Raw genomic sequence first — 19,277 nt, 5'->3', positions numbered from 1 at the left:
TGCTGAATTGCAGCTGAACCCCGCTACACCAGCAGCACAGCCGCCCCGGCGATTCGCCCCGCGCTGAGGTCGCTCAATGCGAGATCCGCTTGTCCGAGCGGGTATTCGGGCGTGCTGACCGCAATGTGATGCCGGCCAGCGAAGTCGAGAAACGCGCGCGCATCGGCCCGGGTGTTCGACGTCACCGACCGGACCTGACGCTCTTGAAACAAGTGCCGCTGGTAGTTCATGACCGGAATATCGCTCAGATGAATCCCGGCCACCGCCAACGTACCGCCCCGGTCCAGCGCTGCCAGCGCGGGCAGCACCAGGTCACCCACCGGCGCGAACAGAATCGCGGCGTCCAACGGCACCGGCGGCGGGTCAGCGGCGCCCTGTGCCGATGCGGCGCCAAGCGCCAGCGCCAGCTCACGCGCCCGGGCTCCACGGGTCATCACGTGCACCTCGGCGCCTTGTGCCAAAGCGACCTGCGCGGTGATGTGGGCGCTGCCGCCAAACCCATAAAGGCCCAATCGGCCACCTGGCGGCAGCTCGGCACGCAGCAGGGAACGGTATCCGATGATGCCGGCGCACAGCAACGGCGCAAGCTCGCTATCGCTGTAGCCGGTCGGCAGTCGGTGCGCGAAAGCCGCAGGGACCGTAGAAAATTCGGCGTATCCACCGTCCGCATCCCAGCCTGTGTAACGGGACTCCGGGCACAGGTTCTCATCGCCCCGAACGCAGTACTTACACCTTCCGCAGGTGTGCCGTAGCCAGGCAATCCCCACCCGGTCCCCCACCGTGAACTCCTCGCCGGCTTCGGAACCCAGCTCCAGGACCTCGCCCACCACTTCGTGGCCGGGCGTTACCCGGTCGCGGTGCACCGGCAGGTCGCCCTCGGTGACGTGCAGGTCGGTGCGGCAGACCCCGCATGCGCGCACGGCCACCAACAGTTCGGACTGTTCGGGCCGCGGCACTTCGGTGGTAACTCGTTGCAGCGGACCGGTCGCCATCGGACCGGGCCGACGGACCTGCCACGCCGTCATCGTGGCGGTGGTCGACACCATCTCTCCTTGCTCCGCCCTCTGATCACAAGGGCCACAACGGGTTAACGCTCAGTTACGTCCGTCGCACCATGCCGACAATCCAGAGCAGGATCACCGAGCCGAGGATCGCGGTGAACAACGTGAACCACCAGCCGCCGGCCGCGGTGTCGACGAAGAAGCTCAACAGGAAGCCGCCGATCAACGCACCGGTGACGCCGATCACGATGTTCATCAGGATCCCGGCGCCACCGCCCCTGACGATCTTGCCGGCGATCCAGCCCGCGATGGCACCGATGATGATGTAGCCGATCCAGCCGACGCTGGTCAACGTCGTTGACCGGGCTAGGTATTCGGTAGCCGCCATGACGTCCATCGGGGTCTCCTTGCAACTATGGGAAGCCCAGCTCAGAAACCGGGCCGTGCTTTTCGGTATACCGCGTCTGTGTAACGATTTGGCCGTCGATTTGGCAGGCCCGGGCGGTTAGGCCGGCACGGTTCGCTGCGGTGTCGGCGTAGCTGGCGGTGCGGTTCCGCCAGCGGGCGCTTGGCCCGGAACCGGAGCGGGCGCAACCGGCGCGGGCTCTCCCGGTGCCGGAGCGGGACCCGCTAGCGCGGGCTCTCCCGGTGCCGGCGCGGGGGCTGGTGGCGATGTCCAGGGTCGGATTGACTCGGCCAGAGTCTTGGCCGCGTTCTTGTCAACCGGGTTGTTCGCCGTCCCAAGCCACACCACGAACCAGCGCTGCGGGGGTCCGGCGTTGGGGGTGCTGGCCGGCGGGCTACCCACTACGCCCGTCCAGATCTGGCCGTTGGGTTTGGAGGTATCACTGAACTTCACTTCGTAGTACGACGCGCTGCCCGATATTCCGTTGGCGTTGAGCGGAATGGTTTCCTGGTTGATCCGGGTGCCTGGGTACGGCATGAAGAACTCACCCATGTCGGAGCCCAGCCGCACGGCCGCCTTGGGGTTGGTGGTCTCGGCGCTGGCGTAGAGCTTTGCGTCCAGCCGGCCTAGCACGATGCGCGTGTCATTGGCTACCGGTGGCGTCTGCCCCGGTAACGGCGGCTCGCCGATCGACTTGCTCAGTAGCGCCGATCCATAGTCAAGGTGCGAGGCGTCCGACTCCACCCAGCCGGCGGGCACCACGAAGCTGAATCCACCGACGGCGTTGGTGACGCGGCCGGGCTCGGGTGCGTTGGGGTCGGCGGGGGGTGGCGGCGGTGCGTTCGGGTCGACGGGCGGTGGCGGTGGTGCGTTGGGGTCGACGACGGGTGCCGGCGCTGCGTTCGGGTCGACGACGGGTGCCGGCGCCGCGTTCGGGTCGGCCGGCGGCGGTGTCGCCGTAGCGGGCGCCGGGGCCGCAGTCGTGGTTGGCGCCGGCGCCGGCTCGGGATCGGCGCTCGAAGTTGCCGGCAACGCAATGGTGACGACGCTGGCACTGGTCACCGCGGCGGTCGCCAGCGCGGCCCAGAGTCCTTTGCGACGTGTCGAGTTCGGGTCCACCTCATGCATGGCGACGAACCTACCGTGTTACAGCCGTGAAGCAAGGATGACCTGCCCTTGTCCAAGCCTGAATCCACCGACGAAATTGTTGCCGGGACGGCCCTGATGACATCGATGGCATGGACCTGTTGCGCCACGGGGCGCTTCCGGCCACCGGCGGCAGTGTACCGGCGGGTGCTGGCCGCGCTGGCCACGCGCACCTGGCCAGTGCCCGGCGGTGAGCAGTTGCCGCTAGCCGCCGCCTTCAGCAACGACTCGGCCACCTGTTGATGCGCCCGACCGGACATCTCGCCGGCCACATCCTGGCCGGTGTTGGGGCCGAAACCGGCCGTCAACACGGCCAGCGTCGCTGCGGCACCATCACCAGCGGCAAACCACGGCGTTGCCCGCAGTGGGCAGCGCCTCTGGCGCTACCCTCAGGGGAGCCATGCGCGGAATTCTGGCCTAGCTGCGCGCCGCCGGTATTCACCCAAAGATCGCCGCACGCTAAATCACGACTAGTGACCACCACACCTCACCTGATAACACCGTGGCACCACCGAAGGCCTGCGGGGAGCCACTGAATTGACCGGCGACCAGGCTGTGGTTAGCCTCACCAGCGGCTCACATTGGGGTGGCACGTTGTTCGTTCACGCTGAATTGCTGGGCGCCGAGACCGACCCACGCTTGCGCGTCACGGCGGCAACTTCGACAGCGGGCGGGAGAACACAATGAGCGGAGACAGCGACCAGCAGTTAAGAATCCTCCTCGAGGAGCTCGCGCAGGCCCGCGGATTACCGCCGCCGCCGCTCACTACACCGGATGCGGTGGCTGGGGCCGGCTCGATCATCGACAACCTACTTGCGATGTTGGGCATGGCCGCTAATTCCGGCGACCTCGCCGACAACGCCGACACGCAGGCCGGACAATCGGAGCGCGAACTGAAGCTCAACGATGCTCTTGCGAAGTTCCCGGCCAATGAGCAGGAATCGGCGGCGAAGTTGGCCGCCGTTGGTGACCCTAACCAGATGACGCAAATGGCCCAGCAGCTGCCGCAGATGGCCACCGGCGTCGCACAGTCGGTCGCTGGCGCGCTCGGCGGTCTAATGAACCCGCTTTCCCAGATCCCGCAGCAGGTCGCTCAGATGGGCCAGCAGGCCATGCAGGCGGGCATGGGTGCGCTACAGCACGGTGCTGGGGGCGCGGCGGAGGCCGGCGAAGCCCTACCCGGCGAGCTGCTCGGCGCTGACGGCGCCGCGGGCGAACTCGCCGAGGCCGGCGGGGCGGGTGGGGGTGGCATCGCGGGCACCACGCCGACGGCGTTGCTGGGCCCGCCACCGACACCGTCAGCGGGAACGGTCCCGACATCGACGCCGACCGTGCCATCGGCGGCATCGAATGCACCCGAGTCGGCGACGCCGCCGCGCGGTGGGATGGGCGGGATGCCGATGGTGCCCCCTGGTGCAATGCATGGTGCACCTGGGGCGGGTACGGACACGAAGCCCGACACCAAGCGCGTGGTGGGGCCGACAGTGAAAAACGGCGCCCCGGTTCAAGGACGCATCACCACCCCACCACCGGCATCGCCTGTGCCCACAGTGACCAAGCGAGTGGAGGGCAAACCGGTGGCCAGCCGGCGCATCGTGCTGCCTGGAACAAAGCCCGACGACGACGCTGACTCGAGTCGTTAGCGACCGTCGTTCCCCGGCGCTGGGTCGTGCCCAGATGCGAGGTCCGTCGACAGCGGATTGCCATGTGCGGCAATATCTTCGGTGGCTATTCCGCGGCTAGGCTATTTCACGAAGCAGTCGGGACAGCTCACGATCAGCACACCAAGGCCCTGGGGCTCACCGGCAGACGCGCGGCACATTCGATGGCAAAAGATGTTGCGGCGCAGCGGGGTTCACCGAGTCGGGCACGGGCAACGCCGCGTCACGTGCGGCAGGGTAGGCCCGCCCTACCCTGCAATCGCGACCCCGTGATCGACCATTCGACGGTGCCCGCACTGTGATAACCGCGTTCGGCGAGCGACCGTCGGCAATGACCTGCGTGCCAGATCGTTGGCGCGCAGGCCGTTTGCTGAATTCGAGCGCCGATGGCGAATTGGCGTGTGCTGGTCAGAGGCTCACATTGGCAGCTGAAAGGATGACTAGCGCGACCAGCGATAGGCGATACCATCAGCCGGTGTCGAATCCGCCTCCACCGATTCCTACGCCGTCTGCACCGCCTCCCTGGCCGCCCGCTGCGCCATACGCCTCCAAACGCCCATCGCGATTGCTTCTGATCGCCGCGCTGCTGATCGCCGTCGTCGCGCTCGGCGTTGCAATCGGGGCATGGTTCCGGCCTACAGCAGACAACAAACCTTCGCCTACGCCACCCGCGCCAACGTATACGGACTCACAGGTCGCCAGTGCGAAGGCGACTGTCTGCGCTTCGTACGCGAAAGTGCACCGTGCAGTCAAGGCGAATTTTTCTCGAGATCAGGGCACGGATCCAACCCAGCAACTTGCCGTCACGGTTTCTGTGGAGCAAGCGCTATTGGCGGGCAGCGTCTACCTCACCAGGACGCTGGCTGATCAGCCGGCGACTCCGCCCGATCTGGCAACGGCGGTGCGAAACCTCGCTAGTGTTTTTCAAGAACTTACCGTTGGCTATCTGAATGGACATAGTAACGCTGAGTTAGAACCGACATTGCGTGCGGGAGATGATGCAACATTAGCAATCGAAAGACTCTGTAAATGAGGTTCCCTCCGGGTGAATGGTCTCCACTTCTTGTCGGTCATCAATGGCCAAGTGACCCGGCGATCGGGGCGATTGACCGTGGCAAGGGGAACCGCGCAAACATCGAAAGTGGGAACGACAATTTCGCGGACTTGTTGCGCAACGCCCAAACTGGCCCGCTTGTCGATCGGCGGGGATTTACTCCCGCGACTCCGGCTCCAGTCCTGTCAAGCACACCGATGGTGTAGCTGGTCGACCGGCCAAGTCGATCTCCAAAGTTGCTGTTCCGCAGGATGTTTCAAGAGATCTGAGCCGGACTGGGGTCATGTTGCGGCAGGAGAAGCCCCCTTTACCCTGCCGTGACGACCCCGTGATCCAGATCGTTGGTGCTCAGGTCGCTGCCGAATTCGGGACGCAGCCAAGGTGCGCCGTAGGGCCGGATGGCGAATTGGTGTGCGCTGGTCAGAGGCACATATCGGCAGCTTCAAGAGTGACTAGCGCGATCACCGATAGGCGATACCATCAGCCGGTGTCGAATCCGCCTCCATCGATTCCTACGCCGTCCGCCCCGCCTCCCCGGCCGCCAGCCGTGCCATACGCCTCCAAACGCCCATCGCGGTCGCCGCTGATCGCCGCGCTGCTGATCGCCATCGTCGCACTCGGCGTTGCAATCGGGGCATGGTTTCGGCCTACGGCAGACAACAAGCCCTCGCCTACCCCGCCCGCGCCAACGTATACGGACTCACAGGTCGCCAGTGCGAAGGCGGCTGTCTGCGCTGCGTACGCGAAAGTGCGCAAAGCAGGAGACATCGCCGGGACACGCAATGGCGGCAGTGATCCGACAGCGACCCTCGCAACCGCAACGAGCACTCGGCAAGTACTTGGTGTGGGGAGTCGGTACCTCACGACGAAGCTCGCCGAAGAGCCGGCCACCCCACCTGAGCTGGCAGTCGCGGTTCGCAAGCTCGCCAATACCTACCAAGAATTGGTTGTTGATTACCTCGCTGAAGCTGGTGATTCTGAGCTAAATCCATTGCTGCGCGCGGGGGACGAGGCGCACGTGACGATTGAAAGGTTGTGCAAATGACCAGTTTTCCTCCGGGTGAATGGTCACCATCGCTCGTCGGTCATCAATGGCCAACTGACCCGGCGATGGGTGCCATTAACCATGGCAAGGAGAATCGCGGAAAGGTCGGAAGCGAGAACGACAATTTCGCGGACTTACTGCGCCATGCCCAAACGGGTCCGCTCGTCGATCAGCAGGGATTTACCGCCGACGACATCCGTGACGCCTTCCGCCGCTGGGAGGAGCACCATCGTCGGGTGGCCGAGAAGAACGGCATCAAGAAAAGTGCGTATGCCGCCGCCTACGACAGCATGGTGTGTCTGCGGCAGGATCTGACTGGTCTGGCCGATGAGGGCAATAACGAAATCAAAGCCATCCAAGATTCCGATCAGCCCGTGGATACGAAAGTGACACAGATTGTCAGCGTCATACGCCGACATCGGGCGCTCGCCAATCTCGCGGCGGCGAAGTATGGCGGCAACGTGCTTGACGCGATGCAATCGATTCTGGACGTGGGGGGAACCGGGCAGTCATCGCGCCAGTTTTCCAAGGCCCATGGCGTCGACGTCAGCCAGATGTTCCGACAACCCGACGACCATAGGGATCTGGAGAAGCAAGTTCGGGGAATGCTCGATAATCCCGGCTCAGCGATGGGCGCTCCTCCTGGCTTCAACAGCACTGGAATGCAACCTGCCGCGTCGGGAGTGCCACCGGCTGCTGCGGTGAGCGGCTCGACGTTTGGTGCACCTGCGGGCTTCACACCTGCAACATCGCTGGCCGCACCGCCGTCGGCTCCTGGAGCACCTGGCTCGACATTTGGCGCGCCTGCCGGCTTCAGGCCAGCAGGACCTACACTTCTACCCGCACCGCTACGGCCACCCGCGCCCGCCGCTCCGCCGGTCTCGGTGTCCCCAGCGCCGTCTGTAGCCGGCGCGTCGACGCCATCGCTTCCCGGCGCTCCCGCACCGCCTGGGGTTGGCACGCCATCGCTACCGGGCGTTCCAGCCTCGCCGCTATCTGGCGCTACCGTCGCATCGCCGACCGGTGCGGCCCAAGGTATGACTCCGGCGAGCCTGCTGCAGAGTTTCGACGCCGGGATGCAAGCCGGGGCTCTTGCTTCGGCGCCTGCAAACGCGTTGCCGCACCCGTCGATGGAAATGCAGCCGTCGCATGTCGCGCCCTCCGCGCCGACGGCACCGATGGCGGGCGCAGGCGTCCCGGTGCACGCGCCGGCGTTTGACGTCCCTCCTACCCCACCGCCCGCGCCGGAAGCGCCGACGGCGTCGACGGCGGCACCGATGATTGCCGCACCCGCCACCCCGTCCGCTCCCGCCACCCCCACGCCGGCCGGCCCGTTGCCCGCCTATGGCGCCGACCTGCGACCTTCGGTGACGGCGGCCTCAACACCGGCCGTGCCGCTTAGCACACCAACGGGGGCGGCCTCGCCAGGCTCGGCGCCGGTGCTTCCTGCATCCGGGCAGGGCGGCGTGGGCCAGCCCGCTGTCGTGCGTCAACCAGGCTCGCCGACACCACCACCGTCACCGTCGGGCGTGGGAACCCAAGCCGTCGCGGCCACCGCCGGCGGGGCGATCGCCGGGGCCGCGTCAGCCGACGCCACCGCGCGGGCACGACTGAAGCGCATTGTCGATTCCGTTGCCCGCCAGCAACCCAAGCTCGCCTGGGCCGCGGGCGACCGCCCCGACAACACCACCGTTCTGGTGACCGATCTGGCCAGCGGCTGGATCCCTCCAGGCATCGACTTGCCCGCCGCCATCACACTGCTCGATCCGGCGCGCAGGCGTGGCGATCTGGAATCCCTGTTGGGTGAAGTCAGCGTTACCGCCAGCTACTCCCCCATCCACTACCTGCCCGACGAGGACGACGAACCGGTACCGACCTCGTCGCGGCCACGGCGCGCACCCGACGTCGAAGAGCTCGGCTGGGAACTCAGCCAGGCCACCCACTGGCGCGACGGACTGCCTCAACTCGCCCATACTCTCGCCAAAGCCATCTCCCGCGGCACCGGGGTGCTCGACTCCGAAGTCGAGACGCTGCGCATCGAGTTAGCTGAGGTAACTGCGTGCGTGCTGGACAGCTACCCCGACCATGTCGACGCTCACGAAGTCGGAAACTGGCAGTTGCTGGCCGCCATCGACGCGCTGGTGGCGGGCGACCGAACCACCGCTAACTATCACCTCGCGTGGTTTCTTGCCTGCGACAGCAGCGCAGCGAAAGGTATCGCGCGTTGACCGATATCGACCTCGAAAGCCTGCGGGCCGCCGCCGCCGCGGACCCTCGACCATCCACCTCAACACGCGAGGAAATCCCGCCCGGCTGTTCGCCGGTCGATCAAGCCGTCGCCGGGTATGTCATGGCCGTCAATTTGGTCATCTGGGATGCCGAGTATGACTGCGAGGTCAGCTGGGAGTGCCGACAGAAGATTTACATCGCCGAGATCGCCCGCCTCGAAACCGAAGGGGGCCCCGCCGACCCCGAGATAATCGACAACCTGAACCTCGAAATGGCAAGGGCGGACCTCAATGCCCGCTACTGCACTGACATGAAAAAGCTTGCCCAAGAAGGCTATGAGCGCATCTTCGAGCTAATGGTTCCGCTTCGCGCGGACCTACGTCTGCTTGCCGCCGGGTCCGCGGCGTTAAGCGAAGCGAGCACCACCCGAACAGAGGTCCTCAAACGTGTTGCCTTCGGGGTAGACGAAATCAACGCACAGACCCAACGCCTCGTCGAGGTGTACCGCCCGGGAGCTGACGTCCAGGAGTTCCTGGCGGCCCGCAACCTCGACACCACCGTGCCACGTTGCTAAGCGATTGGTTCTCCGCCGCCGCGTTCAACCGCGACAACGTTCACGGCTCTGGTGGGTGCGCTGAATTGACCCGCCATCGTCGGAGTGGTTAGCCTCGCCAGCAGCTCAAGGAAGACACGGGATCGCTTATCGCCGTTGCGGTATCGGAGCGCTGAGTGCGCGGAAAGGGTGGCGATGTTCGTTGATACTGGATTGCTGCACTCGGCGGGCGACGACTCTCACCGCGCGGGCGAGCATGCACAAGACGGAACCGACCGCCTGTCGCGGGGACCGCTGTTGTCGCGGATGTTCGGTGACTTCGCCGCGGCCGAAGCCTTTCATGACGCGGTCGGTGCGGCGCAGGCCCAGCATGTGCGAACCCTGCGCGCCCACCAGGAGGCGCTGACCGCGGTCGGCGGTAGGGCGCGCCAGGCCGCCGCGGAGTTTGCCGAGATGGATCACGGCAACGCCGCCAAAGTGCGGGCCGTGCAATGCAACTCCGATACATAAGCATCCCGGCGCTGATCGCCGAGGCCGGCGGTGACCCATGGGCAATCAACCAAAGCCTGCAAGCGGGTCGGCCCGCACAAATTGCTGATCTGGCGGAGGCGTTTCATGCCGCGGGCCGATGCACGGCCGAGTCCAACGCCGCCTTCGAGGATGCCCGTCGCCGCTTCGACGCAGCATGGAATCGCGAGAACGGCGAGCACCCGATCAACGACTCCGCCGAAGTGCAGCGCGTGACCGCCTCACTGGGCGCGCAGTCCCTACAGTTGCCCAAGATCGGCGTCGACTTGGAGAACATCGCCGCCGCGCTAGCCGAGGCGCAGCGAACCGCGGCTGGGCAGATTGCGACCCTCGAGGGCCAGTTGCAGCAGATCGACAACCAGCTCGGTCAAGCGCTGGAACTTGAGAAAGTCCCGCACCTCACCGCGGCCGATAGATCGGCGCTCGACGCGCTGATCTCTAGTCTTGAACAGCACGCCATTGATGACACCGCGTCAGCCCTGGGTCAGCTCAAGTCAATACGCGCCGGCTATGCAGGGTATCTGGAGAGATCCCTGGCCACATTGCGCACCGACGGCTACGACCCTGCAGCTATCCAGGGACTGGACGCGCCTCAGTCGCCGGTGAAACCCGAAGAGCAGGTTCAGATTCCGCCACCGGACACCAGTGCGGAGGATGTGCATCGGTGGTGGACGTCACTGACGCCCGAGGAACGGCAACGCCTGCTCGCCGAGCACCCGGATCGGATCGGCAATCTCAACGGCGTTCCCGTCAGCGCGCGCAGCGACGCCAATATCGCGGTGATGACTCAGGACCTGAATCGGGTGCGTGACATCGCCAGCCGCTACGGCGTGTCGGTCGACGACGCGCTGGGTAATCCTGCGAAATACGGTCTGTCGGCGAGCGACATCACCCGCTACCAGAACGCCGATCAGACGAAGCAAGGCCTCGACCACGACGTCGGTAACAATTCTCTCCACCCCAACCCGGTGTATCTGTTCGCTTACGATCCGCTGGCGTTCGGCGGTAAGGGACGAGCCGCGATCGCCATCGGCAACCCCGACACCGCAAAAAGCACTGCCGTGATTGTGCCCGGCACCAGCAGTAGCGTGAAAGGTGGGTGGCTGCACGATGGCCACAACGACGCGCTCAACCTCTACAGCCAGGCCAACCTTGCGGACCCGAACAACCCCACGGCGGTGATCGCGTGGATGGGATATGACGCCCCCAACGACTTCACCGACCCGCGGATCGCCACGCCGATGCTGGCCCGAACCGGCGGTGCGACACTGGCGCAAGACGTCAACGGTTTGTGGGTAACGCACCTCGGTGCCGGCCAGCATGTCACCGTGCTGGGCCACTCGTATGGCTCGACGACCGTGGCCGACGCTTTCGCCTTGGGCGGCATGCACGCCAACGACGCTGTGCTGTTGGGCTGCCCGGGAACCGACCTGGCCCGCAGCGCCGCCAGCTTTCATCTAGACGGCGGCCGGGTGTATGTGGGCGCGGCCTCCACGGATCCGATCACCATGCTCGGGCAGCTGGATGGCCTCAGCACATACGTGAACCGAAACAACATCGGCGGTCAGCTGCTTGGTCTAACCGCCGGCCTGGGTACCGATCCCGTCGGCGACGGATTTGGCTCGGTCCGATTCCGCGCCGAGATCCCCGGCTCTAACGGCATTAACCCCCACGACCATTCGTATTACTACCACCGGGGCAGCGAGGCCCTGCACGGCATGGCCGACATCGTCTCAGGCCACAGCGACGCACTAGCATCCGATGGCATGCTGGCCCAACCTCGCCACCAGCCCAGCGTCAAACTCAACCTTCCGGGCCTGGGTTCGGTCGGCGTCGACATACCGGGCACACCGGCCAGCATTGACCCGGAATGTAACCGCCCCCCGGGTTCTATTACCGATGATCATGTCTTCGATGACCAACACCACCACTGATCGACGCCGCCTGCGGTCATGGCTAGCACTGCTTGCCATGACCGTGGTCGCCGTCATGTTGCTAGGAGGATGTGAGCTGGTGATGCGCAAACCACATTCCGCGGGTTCCTCCAATCCATGGGATGACTCCGCTCATCCGCTCACCGACGATCAAGCCATGGCCCAAGTGATCGACGCAGCCAAGCAGATTGTCACCGCCGCCGACCTTCAGGGCGTCAGCGGCGGATTCTCGTTCGCCTCCTGCAACGACCAAGGCGATCCGCCCTATCAAGGCACCGTCACGATCAGCTTTCTCTTGCACGGCGACCCGGACACGTACTTCCAGCACGTCCGCACCGCGATGCTCTCACACGGCTGGAACGACGGCGCCCCACCAGGACAGCACTTCCACGGCACAACCCTGCACAAGGACGGCGTGACCGCAAATATGGGCTTCGTCCCGTCCGACCACAATTACGGACAAATCCACCTTGATGGCGAATGCCGCAATACGACCGACCACCACAATGACGGCAAGACGAACGGCATTGACATCACCAACCAAATAGTTGCGCAATGAAGGCTTCGACGTCTTCGGACTTACGGCTTGACCACCGTGGCCGACGCTTTCGCCCTGGGGCGCATGCACGCCAACCACGCCGTGCTGTTGGGCTGCCCGGAAACCGACCTGGCCCGCAGCGCCGCGAGCTTTCATCTTGACGACGGCCGGGGGTGTATGTGTGCGCGGCCTCCACGGATCCGATCACCATGCTGGGGCAGTTGGATGGCCAGCGTTGATCCGGAATGGAACCGCCCCCCCGGGGGATCTATTACCGACGATCATGTCTTCGATGACCAACACAACCACTGATCGACCGCACTCGGTGTCACGGCAAGCACTGCTTGCCGTGACGGTGCTCGTCGCCATGCTGTTAGGAGGATGTGCGCTGGTGATGCACAAACCGCATTCCTCGGGTTCCTCTAATCCATGGGACGATTCCGCCCATCCGCTCACCGACGATCAAGCCATGGCCCAAGTCGTCGAGCCAGCCAAACAGATCGTCGCCGCCGCCGACCTTCAGGGCGTCAGCGGCGTTTTCTCGTTCGCCTCCTGCAACGACCAAGGCGACCCGCCGTATCAAGGCACCGTCACGATGGACTTTCTGCTGGTCGGTGAACCGGATGCTTATTTTCAGAAAGTTCGGGCAGCGATGATCGCTCACGGCTGGAACGACGGCGCCCTACCAGGACAGCGCTACCACGGCACAACCCTTAACAAAGACGGCGTGACCGCAAATATGATGCGCAACACCGACTACCCGGGTTACGGAACGATCTACCTGTATGGCGAGTGCCGCAATACGACCAACCACCACAATGACGGCAAGACCAACGGGATTGACATCACCAACCACCTGGTTGCGCCATGAAGGCTTCGATGCCTTCGGGCTAGGCAGTTCATCAGTAACCGGTCCGAAGATCGTCTGAGGGGCGGGCGTGCTGGTGAGGTGCCGGGTGCAGCGCCACTTCGTGAGCCTTAACGCTGAACCACACCCGCTTACCTGGCGTCAGCCGCAACTCTGCGGCGGCATCGACGGTGATGGTTGCGGCCAGACCCGGTGCGCGATCGGGCTGGTCGTGGCCGCGCACCACGACCGCGGGCCCGCGGGTATCCAGCTCGGCCACTGTCACCTCGACGGTGTTGCGCGGGCTGCCATGCGGCCGGTCTTGATACACGGCCACCGTCGCCGGCGCGAACACCGCAACCGCCTGCACCCCTTCGACGAGCTTTTCGCCGGACTCCGCGGTGCCATGCCAGTGCTGTCCGGACGCGGTGACCAATGAGCCGTCGGGACCGATGGACCCGTTGACCGAGTTGACGCCGGCGATCCGGGCTCCGAAATGGCTGCGCGGTGCGGCGAGCACTCGGGCCGCCGGACCGATCTCGGAGATCTTCCCGTCCTCGAGCACCAGCACCCGATCGGCCAGGGTGAACACGTCCGTCAGGTCATGGGTGATCAGGATGACCGCACGGCCGCTGCGGTTGACCACGCCGCGCAGCACCCCACGAATTGCCGCGGCGGCGGCCACGTCGAGTCCGGTCAACGGCTCGTCTAGGAGCAACACATCGGGTTCGGCGGCAAGCGCCCGCGCGATTGCGACCCGCTGGGCTTGTCCACCCGACAGCTGGCGTGGCTTGCGGTCGGCAAGTGGCTCGGCGTCCACTTCACGCAGCCAGCGCAGGGCCGACCTCCTGTCGCGAGCACGGGTGGACCGGGTGGAGCGGAGCACGTTGCGACGGCTGTGCGGTCCGAACGCGACGTTGGCGGCCACGCTCATGTGCGGAAACAGCAACGGGTCCTGTAATAGCAAGCCGACTCGGCGGTCGTGGGTAGCCACATGCAGCCCGACGGCGGTGTCCGTCAAGACCCGGTGTCCCAAACGCACCAGGCCCGCATCGGGGCGAACCAGCCCCGCGATGACGTGCAGGGCGGTGGACTTGCCGGCGCCGTTGGGTCCCAGCACAGCGAGCACCTCGCCCGCCGGCACCGTGAACTCCACGTCCAGACCGCGGTCTGCGACCACCGCGCGCAGCTGCAATTCGGTCACGGCCGGCTACCTTGCGTCGGTCCCGGTCAGTCTGCGAGCCCCCACTCCCAGCACAACCAATGCCGCCACCGCTACGAGCAGGATCGACAGAGCCACAGCGGCATCCGGATCACTTACCCGCTGCAAGTAGATCTCGATCGGAAGTGTGCGGGTAACGCCTTCCCGGGAACCGGCAAACGTCAGCGTCGCGCCGAACTCCCCCAGCGACCGAGCGAACGCCAGCACCGCTCCCGAGACCATGCCCGGCAGCAGTAGCCGCACGGTGACCCGCCACCAGATCGTGCTAGGCCGCGCCCCGAGCGTCGCGGCCACCACCTCATAGTCGGCTCCGGCGGTGCGCGCCGCGCCTTCCAGGGAAATCACCAGGAACGGCAACGAAACGAAGGTCTGCGCCAACACAACGGCCGTGGTGCTAAACGCAATGCTGATTCCGGCGGCCTCCAAGTAATGCCCTAACAACCCGAGCCGGCCGAATGCATAGAGCAGCGCGATGCCACCTACCACCGGCGGCAGCACCAGCGGCACCAGGATCAGCGGACGGAGCAACCGCACCAGCCGGGTCCGGCCGCGAGCCAACACCAGCGCCATCGGAACCCCCAGCAGGACGCACAGCACCGTACTGGCCGAGGCGGTTCTCAGGCTCAACAAGAGCGCCGTCTGCGAGGAGGAGCTCGTGATTAGCGCCCAGAAATGCGGCCAATCAACCTTGATCGCTATTGCGGCCAGCGGCAATGCCACGAAGGCCAGCCCCGCGGTGGCGGGCAGATAGACCCAGCGGGGTAGATCGGCAGGCCGGTGCACGGGTTGGCTCTCAGGGCTTAGCGAAGCCCGACTGCTTCAGGATCCGTTGACCGGTCTCAGACATCACCATCGCGACGAAATTCCGAGCGAGCGTTGGTTGAGGCGCCTTCTTCAGGACGGCAATCGGGTAGACGTTCACCGCGCCGGCGGCTTGGGGAAACTTCACGGTCGTCACCTTGCTTCGGGCGTTGAGCGCGTCGGTGACGTAAACGAGCCCGGCGTCGGCTTGTCCGGTAGTGACCTTGTTGAGGACATCGGTCACGCTGAGTTCCGCGCTGACCGGGTTGAGGCGGATCCCGGTGGCGTCTTCGATGCGACGGGTGGCGGATCCGCATGGCACCGGCTGTTGGCAGATGACCACGCTCAGCCCGGGCCTGGCGAGGTCGGCAAACGATCCGACCTTCTTCGGGTTCCCCGGCGCGGTGACGATGACCAGCGTGTTGGACGCAAAGTTGGTCGGATCAGCGGCCAATAAGCCGGCCTTGGTGATCGTATCCATTTGCGCGGTGTCCGCCGAGGCGAAGACGTCGGCGGTCGCCCCCTGAGTCAACTGAGCCGCCAATTCCGCGGAACCACCGAACTCGAAGCTAATGTCCGCGCCGGGGTTGTCGGCCTTGAATGGCTCACTGAGCTGGTTGAACGCCGACTTAAGGGAGGCTGCCGCAAGCACCACGAGCGTGAGGGAGCGCTGCGATGGCGGTGCGTTCGAACTGCACCCCACAAGGCCAGCTACCAGGCTCCAGACCAGCACACCGGCTAGCACTGCGACACGACGCATGGGTCAAACCCTAAGCCGTGGCGGATGCCAGGCCGTGGCCAGTCCGTAACGCAAATCGGCTGCGTGGCGTGGTGTCGGGAGTTTCGCCAAATTGCTACTGTCCAGTAACATCTGTAGGGATTGACGCCATAACACGCTGAGATCCCAGGCGACACTGCTGTGGTGTGCGACCATCGAAAATGCCAGGGTCTGGGTTCAACGTTGAACACGAGGAGGTCATGGCAGTGGAGGTTGTGGTCACTGGCGGCGACACCGATCTGGGACGCACAGTAGCCGAGGGGTTTCGCGACGACGGTCACAACGTGACCCTTGTCGGCGCCCGCCGCGGCGACCTGGAGGTCGTTGCCAAGGAACTCGACGTGGATGCGATCGTCTGCGACACAACCGACCCGGCGAGCCTCAGCGAAGCTCGTCGCTTGTTCCCCCATCACTTGGACACCATCGTCAACGTGCCTGCCCCAACGTGGGACGCCGGCGACCCACGCACCTACGCGCTATCCGACACGGCCACCGCGTGGCGCAGGGCGCTCGATGCCACAGTCCTTTCGGCCGTGCTCACCGTGCAGGCGGTGGGTGACCACCTACGCTCCGGCGGCTCCATCATCAGCGTGGTCGCGGAAAACCCGCCGGCGGGCAGCGTGGACGCGGCGATCAAAGCAGCACTTTCCAATTGGGTGGGGGGGCAGGCCGAGGTGTACGGCACCCGCGGCATCACCGTTAACGCGGTCGCCTGTGGGCGCAGCGTCCAGGACGGCTACGAAGGACTTTCGCGGACCCCCGCGTCCGCCGCGGCAGAGATCACGCGGTTGGCGAAGTTCCTCACCACCCCCGCGGCTCGCCACATCACCGGGCAGACGTTGCACGTCAGCCACGGCGCGCTGGCTCACTTCGCCTAAGCCATCTCTCGGTTTCGGTAGTGTGACGCGCCCGTCGCTACGGTAGACACCGTGGCGATCAGGCTTGGCTTCCAAATTCCTAAGTTCTCCTACGGCACGGGCGTGGAGAAGCTTTTCCCGTCGGTCATCGCGCAGGCCCGTGAGGCCGAGGCGGCGGGCTACGACTCGCTTTTTGTGATGGACCACTTCTATCAACTACCCATGCTGGGTCCGCCCGAAGATCCGATGCTGGAGGCCTACACCGCCCTCGGCGCGCTAGCAACCGCGACCGAACGGCTGCAGCTGGGCGCGTTGGTGACCGGCAACACGTACCGCAATCCGGCGCTGCTCGCCAAGATCATCACCACCCTCGACATGGTTAGCGCCGGCCGCGCGGTCCTGGGCATCGGGGCCGGCTGGTTCGAGCTTGAACATCGCCAACTAGGCTTCGAGTTCGGCACTTTCACCGATCGTTTCCACCGGCTTGAGGAGGCGCTGCAGATCCTCGATCCGATGATCAAGGGTGAGCGTCCGACCTTCGACGGTGACTGGTACACCACCGAATCCGCACTGGCCGAGCCGCGCTACCGCGACCGAATCCCGATTCTGATCGGTGGCGGCGGCGAGAAAAAGACCTTCGCGATTGCCGCCCGCTACGCCGACCATCTCAACATCGTCGCCTCACTCGGCGAGCTGCCGCGCAAGGTGGCGGCGCTGGCGGCCCGGTGCGAGGAGGCCGGCCGGGACCGGACGACGCTGGAGACCAGCCTGATGCTGACGGTGATGATCGATGAGAACCTCAAGCCGGACCAGCTTCCCCAGCAGGTTAGTGGGCGCATGGTGGTGGGCAGTCCGGCACAGATCGCCGAGCAGGTACAGACCAAAGTTCTCGACGTCGGTGTCGACGGATTGATCATCAACCTGTCGCCACACGGCTACACCCCCGGCGTCATCACCACCGCCGCCGAGGCGCTAGGTCCGCTGCTCGGTCTGTAGCGCCCTATGTGCGGCCCTGCGACCAGGGCGATTCCGTAAGTGTGGCTAATTACACATGCCCGCGCCTGGGTTTGTGAGGGCGCGATTGGCTACGCTCAAGGGGTTAGTAGCTAACTGCAGCCCGCCCGTCAAGGAGACCCCGTCAGGAGCAGCGGAACATGAGTCCCCAGCCAGAACCCGCAGCACAACAGGGCGGTCGGCATCGAGTTGTCATCATCGGATCAGGGTTCGGCGGACTCAATGCGGCAAAGAAGCTCAAGCGCGCCGACGTCGACATCAAGCTGATCGCTCGCACCACTCATCACTTGTTCCAGCCGTTGCTGTATCAGGTGGCCACCGGGATCATCTCGGAGGGTGAGATCGCGCCGCCCACCCGCGTCGTGCTGCGCAAGCAGCGCAACGTCCAGGTGTTGCTGGGCAACGTCACCCACATCGACCTGGCCAACCAGACCGTCGTCTCGGAGCTGCTTGGCCACACCTACGAAACCCCTTACGACAGCCTGATTGTCGCCGCGGGCGCCGGGCAGTCGTACTTCGGAAACGACCACTTCGCCGAGTTTGCGCCGGGCATGAAGTCAATCGATGACGCGCTGGAATTGCGGGGCCGCATCCTGAGCGCCTTCGAGCAGGCCGAACGGTCAAGCGATCCGGAACGACGCGCCAAGCTGCTGACCTTCACCGTCGTCGGAGCCGGTCCCACCGGAGTCGAAATGGCCGGGCAGATCGCCGAATTGGCCGAACACACCCTCAAGGGCGCGTTCCGGCACATCGACTCGACCAAAGCACGGGTGATCCTGCTCGACGCCGCGCCCGCGGTGCTGCCACCGATGGGTGAGAAACTCGGTGAGCGCGCGGCCGCACGGCTGAAGAGGCTGGGCGTGGAGATCCAGCTGGGCGCGATGGTCACCGATGTGGACCGCAACGGCATCACCGTCAAGGACTCCGACGGCACCATCCGGCGCATCGAGTCGGCGTGCAAGGTGTGGTCTGCCGGGGTGCAGGCCAGCCGGCTCGGCCGGGATCTCGCCGACCAGTCCGACGTCGAGCTCGACCGGGCCGGGCGCGTCCAAGTGCTACCTGACCTGTCCATCCCCGGACATCCGAACGTCTTCGTCGTCGGCGACATGGCCGCCGTCGAGGGTGTGCCGGGTGTGGCCCAGGGCGCAATTCAGGGCGCCAAGTACGTCGCCAGCACCATTAAGGCCGAACTGGCCGGGGCCGACCCGACGGAGCGAGAGCCCTTCCAGTACTTCGACAAGGGTTCTATGGCCACGGTTTCGAGGTTCTCGGCGGTGGCCAAGATCGGCCCACTGGAGTTCAGTGGCTTTATCGCATGGCTGATTTGGCTGGTGCTGCACCTGGTGTACCTGATCGGGTTCAAGACCAAGATCACCACGCTGCTGTCCTGGACGGTGACCTTCCTGAGCACCCGGCGCGGCCAGCTGACGATCACCGACCAGCAGGCGTTCGCGCGCACCCGGCTCGAACAGTTGGCGGAGCTGGCCGCCGAGGCCAAATCCTCGATGGCCTGGAAAGCCAGCTAGGACACGCGGTTCGACAGCCAACAGGATGTCATTCGCCGGCTACATACCCGAATGAGATGGCACTCAACGTCAATTCTCTCGGGGTTCAAATCAAATTCTAATTTTTATAGATGAACTCTTTCTGAATACGCGGACCC

The 19,277-nt window shown here is 65.2% G+C and carries 20 protein-coding genes and 1 pseudogene; 14 read left to right on the top strand and 7 right to left on the bottom strand.

The genetic code is table 11. From position 1 onward, the window contains the following. Nucleotides 1-23: 23 nt before the first annotated feature. The 3 genes from AADZ78_RS13805 to AADZ78_RS13795 all read right to left on the bottom strand — a co-directional run bounded on the left by AADZ78_RS13805 (nucleotide 24) and on the right by AADZ78_RS13795 (nucleotide 2,535). Nucleotides 24-1,025, bottom strand: a complete 1,002-nt coding sequence (locus AADZ78_RS13805) for a zinc-binding alcohol dehydrogenase family protein (RefSeq protein WP_372510575.1) — start codon at nucleotides 1,023-1,025, stop codon at nucleotides 24-26. 73 nt (nucleotides 1,026-1,098) lie between these two features. Beyond that, nucleotides 1,099-1,398, bottom strand: coding sequence for a GlsB/YeaQ/YmgE family stress response membrane protein (locus AADZ78_RS13800; protein ID WP_085249386.1), 300 nt, complete (start codon nucleotides 1,396-1,398; stop codon nucleotides 1,099-1,101). Between the two features lie 108 nt (nucleotides 1,399-1,506). Next, on the bottom strand, nucleotides 1,507-2,535 hold the full coding sequence (locus tag AADZ78_RS13795; RefSeq protein ID WP_085249385.1) for an alanine and proline-rich secreted protein Apa: 1,029 nt from the start codon (nucleotides 2,533-2,535) through the stop codon (nucleotides 1,507-1,509). Between the two features lie 48 nt (nucleotides 2,536-2,583). On the opposite strand from AADZ78_RS13795, the gene AADZ78_RS13790 reads away from it, so the two are divergent. The 4 genes from AADZ78_RS13790 to AADZ78_RS13780 all read left to right on the top strand — a co-directional run bounded on the left by AADZ78_RS13790 (nucleotide 2,584) and on the right by AADZ78_RS13780 (nucleotide 5,247). After that, nucleotides 2,584-2,796 carry a hypothetical protein gene (locus AADZ78_RS13790; RefSeq protein ID WP_139828550.1) on the top strand — a complete coding sequence of 71 codons (213 nt, stop codon included), beginning with the start codon at nucleotides 2,584-2,586 and terminating at the stop codon, nucleotides 2,794-2,796. A gap of 440 nt (nucleotides 2,797-3,236) precedes the next feature. Next, nucleotides 3,237-4,196, top strand: a complete 960-nt coding sequence (locus AADZ78_RS13785) for a hypothetical protein (RefSeq protein WP_239656733.1) — start codon at nucleotides 3,237-3,239, stop codon at nucleotides 4,194-4,196. A gap of 62 nt (nucleotides 4,197-4,258) precedes the next feature. Then, nucleotides 4,259-4,516 (top strand): DUF2563 family protein, encoded by a 258-nt coding sequence (locus AADZ78_RS29055; protein WP_139828549.1) that lies wholly within the window; start codon nucleotides 4,259-4,261, stop codon nucleotides 4,514-4,516. A gap of 263 nt (nucleotides 4,517-4,779) precedes the next feature. Continuing rightward, nucleotides 4,780-5,247 carry a hypothetical protein gene (locus AADZ78_RS13780; protein ID WP_139828548.1) on the top strand — a complete coding sequence of 156 codons (468 nt, stop codon included), beginning with the start codon at nucleotides 4,780-4,782 and terminating at the stop codon, nucleotides 5,245-5,247. Between the two features lie 501 nt (nucleotides 5,248-5,748). On the opposite strand, the gene AADZ78_RS13775 is transcribed toward AADZ78_RS13780, so the two are convergent. Beyond that, on the bottom strand, nucleotides 5,749-5,877 hold the full coding sequence (locus AADZ78_RS13775; protein ID WP_264033396.1) for a hypothetical protein: 129 nt from the start codon (nucleotides 5,875-5,877) through the stop codon (nucleotides 5,749-5,751). A 432-nt stretch (nucleotides 5,878-6,309) separates the two neighbouring features. Between AADZ78_RS13775 and AADZ78_RS13770 the strand changes: the two genes are divergently transcribed. The 7 genes and pseudogenes from AADZ78_RS13770 (at nucleotide 6,310) to AADZ78_RS13740 (ending at nucleotide 12,966) form a co-directional block, all read left to right on the top strand. Continuing rightward, the gene (locus AADZ78_RS13770; protein ID WP_139828547.1) at nucleotides 6,310-8,541 is read left to right on the top strand and encodes a DUF5632 domain-containing protein; all 2,232 of its coding nucleotides are present in this window, start codon (nucleotides 6,310-6,312) and stop codon (nucleotides 8,539-8,541) included. Continuing rightward, on the top strand, nucleotides 8,538-9,116 hold the full coding sequence (locus tag AADZ78_RS13765) for a hypothetical protein (protein ID WP_085249381.1): 579 nt from the start codon (nucleotides 8,538-8,540) through the stop codon (nucleotides 9,114-9,116). The genes AADZ78_RS13770 and AADZ78_RS13765 overlap by 4 nt, the downstream gene beginning before the upstream one ends. Nucleotides 9,117-9,290: 174 nt before the next feature. After that, complete coding sequence (locus AADZ78_RS13760) at nucleotides 9,291-9,605, top strand: DUF2563 family protein (protein ID WP_085249438.1); 315 nt, start codon at nucleotides 9,291-9,293, stop codon at nucleotides 9,603-9,605. After that, the gene (locus tag AADZ78_RS13755) at nucleotides 9,587-11,557 is read left to right on the top strand and encodes an alpha/beta hydrolase (protein ID WP_085249380.1); all 1,971 of its coding nucleotides are present in this window, start codon (nucleotides 9,587-9,589) and stop codon (nucleotides 11,555-11,557) included. The genes AADZ78_RS13760 and AADZ78_RS13755 overlap by 19 nt, the downstream gene beginning before the upstream one ends. After that, nucleotides 11,538-12,116: a hypothetical protein gene (locus AADZ78_RS13750; protein WP_085249379.1), complete on the top strand. Its 579-nt coding sequence runs from the start codon at nucleotides 11,538-11,540 to the stop codon at nucleotides 12,114-12,116. Before AADZ78_RS13755 ends, AADZ78_RS13750 begins: the two co-directional genes overlap by 20 nt. Before the next feature lie 18 nt (nucleotides 12,117-12,134). Beyond that, nucleotides 12,135-12,322 (top strand): annotated as a pseudogene (locus AADZ78_RS13745) (alpha/beta hydrolase); the annotation flags it as partial. A 65-nt stretch (nucleotides 12,323-12,387) separates the two neighbouring features. Then, a complete protein-coding gene (locus tag AADZ78_RS13740; protein ID WP_085249378.1) occupies nucleotides 12,388-12,966 on the top strand; it encodes a hypothetical protein in 579 nt (192 codons plus the stop codon). Nucleotides 12,967-12,997: 31 nt separating this feature from the next. On the opposite strand, the gene AADZ78_RS13735 is transcribed toward AADZ78_RS13740, so the two are convergent. The 3 genes from AADZ78_RS13735 to modA are packed head-to-tail and all read right to left on the bottom strand — an operon-like array spanning nucleotide 12,998 to nucleotide 15,725. Further along, entirely contained in the window at nucleotides 12,998-14,146 is a 1,149-nt protein-coding gene (locus tag AADZ78_RS13735; RefSeq protein WP_085249377.1) for a sulfate/molybdate ABC transporter ATP-binding protein, read from the bottom strand. Between the two features lie 6 nt (nucleotides 14,147-14,152). Next, on the bottom strand, nucleotides 14,153-14,947 hold the full coding sequence (locus tag AADZ78_RS13730; RefSeq protein WP_085249376.1) for an ABC transporter permease: 795 nt from the start codon (nucleotides 14,945-14,947) through the stop codon (nucleotides 14,153-14,155). 10 nt (nucleotides 14,948-14,957) lie between these two features. Beyond that, nucleotides 14,958-15,725, bottom strand: coding sequence for a molybdate ABC transporter substrate-binding protein (gene modA / locus AADZ78_RS13725; protein WP_085249375.1), 768 nt, complete (start codon nucleotides 15,723-15,725; stop codon nucleotides 14,958-14,960). Nucleotides 15,726-15,943: 218 nt separating this feature from the next. Here modA and AADZ78_RS13720 point away from each other — a divergent pair, with 218 nt between their 5' ends. From AADZ78_RS13720 to AADZ78_RS13710, 3 genes are all read left to right on the top strand, one after another. Next, nucleotides 15,944-16,621 carry an SDR family oxidoreductase gene (locus AADZ78_RS13720; protein ID WP_085249437.1) on the top strand — a complete coding sequence of 226 codons (678 nt, stop codon included), beginning with the start codon at nucleotides 15,944-15,946 and terminating at the stop codon, nucleotides 16,619-16,621. Nucleotides 16,622-16,672: 51 nt separating this feature from the next. Then, nucleotides 16,673-17,596, top strand: a complete 924-nt coding sequence (locus tag AADZ78_RS13715) for an LLM class F420-dependent oxidoreductase (RefSeq protein ID WP_085249374.1) — start codon at nucleotides 16,673-16,675, stop codon at nucleotides 17,594-17,596. 158 nt (nucleotides 17,597-17,754) lie between these two features. Continuing rightward, nucleotides 17,755-19,140, top strand: coding sequence for an NAD(P)/FAD-dependent oxidoreductase (locus tag AADZ78_RS13710; protein ID WP_085249373.1), 1,386 nt, complete (start codon nucleotides 17,755-17,757; stop codon nucleotides 19,138-19,140). Nucleotides 19,141-19,277 lie beyond the last annotated feature (137 nt).

It is taken from the genome of Mycobacterium riyadhense (assembly GCF_963853645.1).
Classification (GTDB): Bacteria; Actinomycetota; Actinomycetes; order Mycobacteriales; family Mycobacteriaceae; genus Mycobacterium; species Mycobacterium riyadhense.
Note: the sequence above shows the minus strand (reverse complement) of the source record. Positions and strands in the feature narration are given on the sequence as shown.

Excerpts from the sequence above, each read along its gene's own strand:
- AADZ78_RS13805 (WP_372510575.1), bottom strand. The coding sequence starts at position 1,025 with ATGACGGCGTGGCAGGTCCGTCGGCCCGGTCCGATGGCGACCGGTCCG.
- AADZ78_RS13800 (WP_085249386.1), bottom strand. The coding sequence starts at position 1,398 with ATGGACGTCATGGCGGCTACCGAATACCTAGCCCGGTCAACGACGTTG.
- AADZ78_RS13795 (WP_085249385.1), bottom strand. The coding sequence starts at position 2,535 with ATGCATGAGGTGGACCCGAACTCGACACGTCGCAAAGGACTCTGGGCC.
- AADZ78_RS13785 (WP_239656733.1), top strand. The coding sequence starts at position 3,237 with ATGAGCGGAGACAGCGACCAGCAGTTAAGAATCCTCCTCGAGGAGCTC.
- AADZ78_RS29055 (WP_139828549.1), top strand. The coding sequence starts at position 4,259 with ATGTGCGGCAATATCTTCGGTGGCTATTCCGCGGCTAGGCTATTTCAC.
- AADZ78_RS13775 (WP_264033396.1), bottom strand. The coding sequence starts at position 5,877 with ATGGCGATCAGCAGCGCGGCGATCAGCGGCGACCGCGATGGGCGTTTG.
- AADZ78_RS13770 (WP_139828547.1), top strand. The coding sequence starts at position 6,310 with ATGACCAGTTTTCCTCCGGGTGAATGGTCACCATCGCTCGTCGGTCAT.
- AADZ78_RS13760 (WP_085249438.1), top strand. The coding sequence starts at position 9,291 with ATGTTCGTTGATACTGGATTGCTGCACTCGGCGGGCGACGACTCTCAC.
- AADZ78_RS13755 (WP_085249380.1), top strand. The coding sequence starts at position 9,587 with ATGCAACTCCGATACATAAGCATCCCGGCGCTGATCGCCGAGGCCGGC.
- AADZ78_RS13750 (WP_085249379.1), top strand. The coding sequence starts at position 11,538 with ATGACCAACACCACCACTGATCGACGCCGCCTGCGGTCATGGCTAGCA.
- AADZ78_RS13740 (WP_085249378.1), top strand. The coding sequence starts at position 12,388 with ATGACCAACACAACCACTGATCGACCGCACTCGGTGTCACGGCAAGCA.
- modA (WP_085249375.1), bottom strand. The coding sequence starts at position 15,725 with ATGCGTCGTGTCGCAGTGCTAGCCGGTGTGCTGGTCTGGAGCCTGGTA.
- AADZ78_RS13720 (WP_085249437.1), top strand. The coding sequence starts at position 15,944 with ATGGCAGTGGAGGTTGTGGTCACTGGCGGCGACACCGATCTGGGACGC.
- AADZ78_RS13710 (WP_085249373.1), top strand. The coding sequence starts at position 17,755 with ATGAGTCCCCAGCCAGAACCCGCAGCACAACAGGGCGGTCGGCATCGA.